Below are 2,117 nucleotides of genomic sequence, written 5' to 3'. Positions count from 1 at the left end.
ATGAGGACCGCCTCCAGGGATCCGAACCGTCTTTCTTCCAATCTACGCCCCTAAAGAGGAACGCAGCACTAGGAGGTGAACTCCTTCGTCATGCCGTCGCAGGTCAATGCCGGCATCAACTGGCGGTGGAGAATACGCGTCCGAGCTCCAGGGTTTCCTGAGCAACGGCCAAGGAAAATCGTTCGCCACCGGTGTAGGCGCGTCCGTTTCGTATGAAGGTCACGAAGCATTCGTAGTGCCCGTCCACCACAGTGGTCAGATCGATTCCGCGGCCGCCGAGTGTAGAAAAGCTCGCCCAGGCGTAGGTTTCGGCGTCGAAGGTTTCGGGGAGGGGCGTGGTGGCCGGGACCGGGCTGGCTCCGAGTTGGAAACTCATTGCGGTTGATTCGTTCCGGAGGGTCAGTGCGAAGACCCCCTCGTTCCACGCCCGCATTTCTTCCCGCGGAACCGCAAACACGCCCCGTATGAAGAGTTTCTGCGCGTCAACGCTGAGATTCGTGAAGGTGAATACCCCATCTGCAGGCACGGGCGCGTCCAAGAGTGTCTTGGTAATATGCGTCCTTGCGGGGGATGCGTCCAGTTGGTACGCGTACCCGGCGGACACTCCTGTCATCTTCTGCGCCGTCTTTGCGGCCAGGGGAGCCTGATGGTGACCGGACCGACTCGTGAAGGATGCCTTCAGATCAAATGTTCCGGCAGGGAGCGAGTATAGCGACAAGCCGCGGTCCAAGGGAGTCTTCAGGCCCGCCCACGAATAGTCGCAGAAGTACTTCCTGTAGAGCTTCGAGTTCAACGATTTGTCTGCCATCGCGTCAAGTTCGAAGGCATGACTGTCGCTGCCATTGACGGCCAGGAGCATCGGACGGGTGGAGGGTTCCTCAGTTGTCTCCTCGCCGAGGGCGGCCCCGTAGGCCCAAAAGGAAAGCCTGTCGCCCTGTAGCCGGACCCAATGGAATCCGGCAACCGGTTCGGCTTTCCCCGCATTGTTGGCAAAGTGCTCACGGGCAGCTTCCCGATCTTGTTTCCCGTTGCCGTTCCTGACCATCCCGTAGCGCGGTTCTAGCCCTTCACACAGCGCGTAGAGGGTGCTGAGGATGAAGGGGACGTTGTAGGGGGTGACGTCCGGGTGGGCGGTTACAAGCGTGGAGTCGGTCAGCAGGAGATTGAAGTTTTCAAACCGCGAGAGCCCGTCGAGCACCGGTTTGATGTGGACCTTGAACTCGGGGTCGGCTTCCGAACTGGCAATGTAGATGTTCTTTGCCAAGGACCGCGGTGCCGCGATCAGCTCGGGGACGTACTCGTTGAGCTTGGCTTCTGATGAGTCTGCGTCGGGGCCGGCCATGTAGGCAAACGTCTCTTTGAACTGCTGCCGGACGTAGGTCCCGACTTTTGTCTGTGGAACAGAGGCGACGATGTTCCGGTAATCGTACTTGAGCCCTAGGTGTAGGGCGGCGGTGGCACCCTTGGAGGCGCCCAGGAGAGTACAGTCGGCCGGGGTGAGACCGAGGCTCTGGAGGGTGGAGTCGATGAGGGCGCTGACTGCTCGCTCGATCGTGAAGTCCATGCCGGCGCACATGTAGTAGGAGTTGTGGCCGTCGAAGGAGTCCTTGATCCAGAGGACGGCTCCCTTCACATGGTCCAGAGTGTTGCCGTCGAATCCGTAGAAGTCGTGCTGTCCGGGTAGAACGGCGGCGAATACGACGACGAGGTGCTGCCGATCCTGTTTCGCTTCGCGGAGCTTGTATCGGACCTTCACGCCCTCGTGTTCGTATACGCCCTCCATCAACGAATGACCGGCCCTCTCCTATACGCATGTGGTTCGTGCTGCGGTGTTACCTGCCAACAAAGGCTACCCCAGCTGCGTTGGCTCGATGTGATGCTCCTGCATCAGGCGGTGATCCTCATAGATGGTCGGGCCTCTGGTTATTGCTTCCGGTTTGCCTGAGGCCGGTACCGCTACCGTCCGCTTATGGCGTCTGACTCCCAACCGGGATGCGCGGGGGACGGAAGAATGGGGGGTGCCGGCGTCTCTCGACATGCGGCGCGCGCGTGACCCTGCACGGGAAATAGGGCCTCCTAGTAGTACTTCGTTAGGTTGGAGCCTTCTGTCCGCACCA

Annotated in this window: 1 protein-coding gene; it reads right to left on the bottom strand. The window is 60.2% G+C overall.

Annotation, left to right across the window (positions count from 1 at the left end):
* Nucleotides 1-115: 115 nt before the first annotated feature.
* The gene (locus HGG74_RS20750; RefSeq protein WP_205762274.1) at nt 116-1,783 is read right to left on the bottom strand and encodes a hypothetical protein; all 1,668 of its coding nucleotides are present in this window, start codon (nt 1,781-1,783) and stop codon (nt 116-118) included.
* Nucleotides 1,784-2,117: the final 334 nt, after the last annotated feature.

The sequence above is a fragment of the Arthrobacter mobilis genome (assembly GCF_012395835.1).
GTDB classification, from domain to species: domain Bacteria; phylum Actinomycetota; class Actinomycetes; order Actinomycetales; family Micrococcaceae; genus Crystallibacter; species Crystallibacter mobilis.
This window is presented reverse-complemented; position numbering and strand designations above follow the sequence as displayed.